This window comes from Nostoc sp. UCD121, assembly GCF_014222285.1.
GTDB lineage: Bacteria > Cyanobacteriota > Cyanobacteriia > Cyanobacteriales > Nostocaceae > Nostoc.
In genome coordinates this window covers 1-5,200 of record NZ_JACKZS010000334.1, presented here as the reverse complement: position 1 = coordinate 5,200, position 5,200 = coordinate 1, and the positions used below count along the sequence as shown (strand labels likewise).

General features: G+C 43.2%; 5 protein-coding genes. All 5 read right to left on the bottom strand.

The features are described from left to right. Nucleotides 1-157 precede the first annotated feature (157 nt). The 5 genes from GNF10_RS34905 to GNF10_RS34885 all read right to left on the bottom strand — a co-directional run bounded on the left by GNF10_RS34905 (nt 158) and on the right by GNF10_RS34885 (nt 4,771). Nucleotides 158-700 carry a hypothetical protein gene (locus GNF10_RS34905; protein ID WP_185582017.1) on the bottom strand — a complete coding sequence of 181 codons (543 nt, stop codon included), beginning with the start codon at nt 698-700 and terminating at the stop codon, nt 158-160. After that, nucleotides 697-3,435 (bottom strand): DUF87 domain-containing protein, encoded by a 2,739-nt coding sequence (locus tag GNF10_RS34900; RefSeq protein ID WP_185582018.1) that lies wholly within the window; start codon nt 3,433-3,435, stop codon nt 697-699. Before GNF10_RS34900 ends, GNF10_RS34905 begins: the two co-directional genes overlap by 4 nt. Beyond that, the gene (locus GNF10_RS34895; protein ID WP_185582019.1) at nt 3,429-3,767 is read right to left on the bottom strand and encodes a hypothetical protein; all 339 of its coding nucleotides are present in this window, start codon (nt 3,765-3,767) and stop codon (nt 3,429-3,431) included. Before GNF10_RS34895 ends, GNF10_RS34900 begins: the two co-directional genes overlap by 7 nt. A gap of 2 nt (nt 3,768-3,769) precedes the next feature. Then, nucleotides 3,770-4,219 (bottom strand): hypothetical protein, encoded by a 450-nt coding sequence (locus tag GNF10_RS34890; RefSeq protein ID WP_260445959.1) that lies wholly within the window; start codon nt 4,217-4,219, stop codon nt 3,770-3,772. Between the two features lie 240 nt (nt 4,220-4,459). Beyond that, a complete protein-coding gene (locus tag GNF10_RS34885) occupies nt 4,460-4,771 on the bottom strand; it encodes a hypothetical protein (protein WP_185582021.1) in 312 nt (103 codons plus the stop codon). Nucleotides 4,772-5,200: the final 429 nt, after the last annotated feature.

Here is a 5,200-nt window from a genome sequence, read left to right as displayed (position 1 = left end):
AAAAGGGCGGCTCATTGTTCTTTTAATTTATCGAGTTTGTTTTCTCTATTATATGCAGCTTCATATAAAATTGGTATAAGTCTGCAAGCTACTATAGATTTGTTGGAATTGAGTCAAAAAAGATTGGTTTTGACTAGCTTGAGCATTAGCAGGGAGGCTAGAAAAGGATATCAAAATTGCTGCGCCTGAGATTGCGATCAATCGGTTGGTATTCAAGATACAAGTCCTCCAGGGCTACTACAAAAGGTTTTTTAGTACAAAGAGATTTTACGGTCGCTTGCTTTTTTGCTAAATCAAAAGAAACAGCTTGAACCATTAATGTTTTAGGTGATTCTTCCTTATTTAATAAACTGGTGAAGAAGGGATCATCGAAAGGCAAAGCATTAGGCGGAAGGGTAGAAGCAGGGGAGCGAAAAAGCATGACATAAGCACCTGGGTCGGCGGATTCAGAGTTTATCCCCGGTTGCTCTAATCCACTCAATCGCTTATTTTGATATTTCAATGCTCTCAGGCTGGGGGAGCGCTTGATGGCATCCTCGCCCAATTCTATGTACACGCCACAGCCATTCTTCGCTTCGCTAATAAGCTTTTCGTATTGAGCTTGGTTGTATTGCCATACTTGAAAGCCGACTATTGACACGACACCTGCTAGTATTGCCAGCAATAGCTTCGTATGAATGACTGATGATAGAACTTTCATAATGGTTTTCCCTGTTTGATGCACTCGACATAATATTTAGAAAATTCTGCCACCCAGGTGAACTTGTCGCTGTGAATTTTCTTGAATTTATCTCGCGTGGCTTGTTCTTCTCTGCTATTGGCAACCAATGCCAGCAGGGGATATGAGGGATAATAGCGACAGCGCACATACTTGTTGTTGTAGTCGAGCAACCACAACGTATATAGCTGCTGAATATTAGGGACAAAGCTTTCGTTTTTATCGATAATTTCTCTAGGGATGCCCAGCAACTCAGAGAAACTATTAGCCGCGCCTGGGACAATACGCCCAATCAACCGCAATGGCATATTTTGTAATATTTGTTCTCCCGCCTCCGATTTGGCGATAGAAATGACATCCTGTGCCGCCAGAAACACCCGACAGCCTTGCTTTCGAGCCGTAGCACATTTCCGACCCGCAAGCCGCGACAATGCGGAAAATCCTAGCAATACGCTAGCCTCATCCATGAAAAATACACTATTGGGCGAGGAGAGGGATTGACGGGAGGCGGCGATATATGCACTCATCCCGAACACTTCTGCATCCTTGCCTGATTGCAGATTAGTCAGTGCAAAGGTAATCAACTGGCTATCTGCCTGGAAGGTTGAAGGCTTGCAGATAGCGCTACCAATGCTACTAGCCTGCCAGTACTGTAACCGCAAGCGGATGTAATTTAACGCTTTTTCTACATTGTCGTCCTCATAGCCTAAATAAATGTACGCAAGCGAGAAGAATTTCTCCATATCTGCCAATGTCGGGGTATTCGCCCACTCTGGGGTGTTTATCCCTGCTTTTCGCGCTAATTCAAATCGCTCCTTGATGTCAGCATCTTCGTAAAAGGCTTTTGTACCCAAAGGGATTACAGATTCTATTGTTTGTGATAGCAAGCCATCAAACTTTTGCGTTCCTAAAACTAATTGAAGTACGATTAAATTAATATCATTTCGATGGGCTTTTGTCCTTTCCTCCCACTGCGACTCAGGAATCTTTGATAGGTCTAGCGGTTGTACAAGATTGTTTGATTCCTTTGAGATATCAAAGTAAAATCCATTAAAGTAGGGCGTGAAGTCTCCAAAAGTTCCTGAACCATCATCATTGGGCAAGTCAATCATTAATACTGACATTCCCAACGCCAAGCATTGATAAATAATAGAGGCGATAATTACTGATTTCCCACTCCCAGTAGTGCCGATTACCATCATGTTTTTCGGCTTTGACAAATCGATATAGACTGACGATTGACCCTCATCAGCTACTAATTCAAAGCCTTGTTTATCGCCGTGCGCTGTTTGCACAACTGGCGTTAAACCAATTACTTCACTAGCAAAGAAAGTGGCGCGTCTGTTGAAAGGAAAAGTCAGTTGTGGTCGTTGTCTCAACAGCAAAGTGTCAAGCCAGATTGACCATGTATATTGCATTTCTCTAATCAACTCGGCAGGCTGATTGATATACCCTGAAATCAGCCTGCAAGCATCATCGATTTCGGAAGGAGAATTGCGATAAACAAGGATTATGACAGCTACATTTTCCGGGACATCACCCGTGTATAGCTGCTTCTGAGCATCGACTGACCGCTCCGTATTAATTTGCGCTCCTATGTCAATAGTCTTTTTGCTGGCGATCGCCTCGGCATTTATTGACCGCCTCGTAATTAATTGTTGGGTAAGCCTAACCATTTTCTGATCGGCTGGGCTAATCTCTGTTATTATCTCAACATCATAAATAACCTCGCGTGAGAATACGTCCCATAAAAAGCGTACTTGCTGATAGGTTGAAGCAAATACCTCTGGTTTTTGAGCAAGCGTCATTACGCCGATATACTTCTTTTTGTCAGTACTCTGGTGGGGCAAACATACCCAGCGTCTGTCCGCGTAGGGTATGCCGTTATTCAAAAGTACGGATGTCGCGTGCAATTGGTCGTTATACCGCGATGGGTTGGGCGTGGCTTCGTTAATCTCCTCCCTTAATTCACCAGTATCATAAACCAAGGTATGGGGCACTTTTACAGCCTTCGCACCCATTCTATAAATTAGGTCGCCCCACAATTGCTTGTCTGATTTGGGCGAGGGAAATAAACCCATTTCCGATAGTATTTGTTGATGGCGCAAAGAGACAATTATCGCTTTTTCAAGAACTTGAATTAAGTTTTGAAGAGTGAGTTCGGTCGCGCCTGTTGGGGTGAATTTGCGCTGTAAAAAGTTCGCCAGCTTAACTATTGCTCTATCTACCGCGTCACCACCTTCCGTTCCTCCTGGGCGGACAGTAAAAGTCGTGTAAATACTGAGCTTGATATCCTTGCGCTGATGGTTACGTGTCAGTTCCTGCATTCGGGCAACTTGCCCCCAATCAAGAAACTCACTCTCAGGAGATACAGGGCTAGCTAGCCTCTGGCGATAGCTTTCAATCACTTTGTCTTCATCGCAAAACGAAGACCAACGAAAGGTGAATTTCTCACCCTCGGAGAACTCTTTACAGCCGTTTTCAAAAGCCTTGGCCATCGCCTCTAGTCTCTCTGATGAATTAAACAGTGGGTGAAAGCCAGTGCATTCATATCCGAATACTAATTGCAGCGTGTTGTTAGTGTCGCTTACTTGTTTTTTACTCAACAAGTAAGCTCCGATTTGATAGTTCCCCTTTTTGAGTTTTACTAAAGTTGCTAAGTCTAAAAAGTCTTCAAAGGGTACTATTTTTTGATTACGAATGCTGCTTTTTACCATAGTTTAGGCATCCCCTTTGAACCCGCCCTTTTTTTGTTTTGGGGCGAAGAATATCTGACATAGCCACGAGTGAAAACTGGAACGCTTGGGAACACTCTTGACCAGAACAAGTAAGGACGTTTGCCAGATAAAACTATCACCGTAGCACTCAACCAAACACCAGCCAGCAGTCCCCAAACTATTCCTGCCCCAAACATAATCGCTATGATGAAGCCCATGCCAAACATAAATAAGGCAACTGCAAATTGAAATCCAGTGAAAATACCGATTGAGGCATTTTGTCCGAGTGATTGGTTTACGCGCTTGAGGGGTGATTTGTTGTACTCGCTCATCACTAACAAGCGGCTGTAACGCCGTTAAATAAGATACTTTGAGCAATCCAAAGCACCAGGATTATGAAAAACACGCCTACGGGCTGTTGAACCATCTGCGTTACCTCTTGCCCCTCTCCTATCCCGTTGGCCACCTTAAGCCCAGAAGCCACAAAGTATACAAACAAAAGCACTGTGATGGTTGCATTTATAACTGCCGGAAGTGCTTTAATGGCCGTAGTTGCCGCCGCCGCACCACCCCCACCAATACCTCCAGCGCCGCCGAACATACAAGTCATTGCTGTCTGAGCCGAATCGAATAAGCCCCACCCATAAGAGGGCATTGACTGCATGACAATGATTGTCGCCGTACCTGCCGCGTAAATGTGATGCTGATACTTGCGCCCAATCGCCGCGCTAGCCTTAGCCAGAACTTGAGATTGTGTTCTTCGCACAGAATTATTAGATGTCAAGGCAATTACTCCTTTTTTCATTGTTCTAGGAAAAATCTAAAAATCATCAAGCCCCGTTGGGGCGGGGTGTAGGGTGTGGGAAGAAATAGCCCCAACAACCTTTTGTGTTTAAGTCCTGCATTTTAAGGCAATTGCATTGGTCGGGCTTTTAAAGCTACGTCCAATGCCGTCCTCACTACAACCCCCTACCCCTTTTTCTTGACCTTATTACCGAAGTTGGAAGTAAGAAAAACAAAAAATCTACTTCCAACTTCCCACTTCTGACTTGTTTAATGCTCGTTGTTGAAATTCACTTTCTATGTCAGCTAAAGTATGTTCCCTAGCTAGTGAGCGAATTTCCTGAAGTACTGTAATGTGACACTCGTATAGCTTTGCATAGCCATCTAGACCACCTGTTTTTTTGTTGGTGAATTTCTGGAACTCTGGCAAGTACTTCCGAGCTATGTTCAAATACGCTTGTAGTTGTCTTGCAGAAACCTTTGGCTTTAACATCGCCGCAACTTCTGGTCTTGTTAGTTCTTCATTTTGCCAGGTAAACCTCCCTATCCCCATGACTCTGAGAACTTCTTGGAACTTCTAACTACATATAAAAATACCCGCCTTTTTCGTGGCGGGCAAGTCGCAAATGCAACTACAAGAGAAAAATTTTGTTCAAAGACAAGAATTTAGCTTCTTACCCTGACTTGCCCATTTTTCATCTAGAAGGCTGCAAGCTACGTGAACAACGTTTTGAGGGTTTCGCTTAAATCTTCCTTTCATTCCCCAGCAGCGAACAGTGTAATCACTTTCGTATCCTAATACGAACGCCATCTCTTGATAAGTTAATTTCCACTTCTTCTTAAACTCTATTGGGTGCATAGTATTTATTTGATACTTGCATAAGGAACTTATTTAATATTTATAACATAATTAATTAGTCAAATCTTTATAATTTTGTGTCAAAGGATAAATAATCTTCTTATATTTATTTATCTTAATATC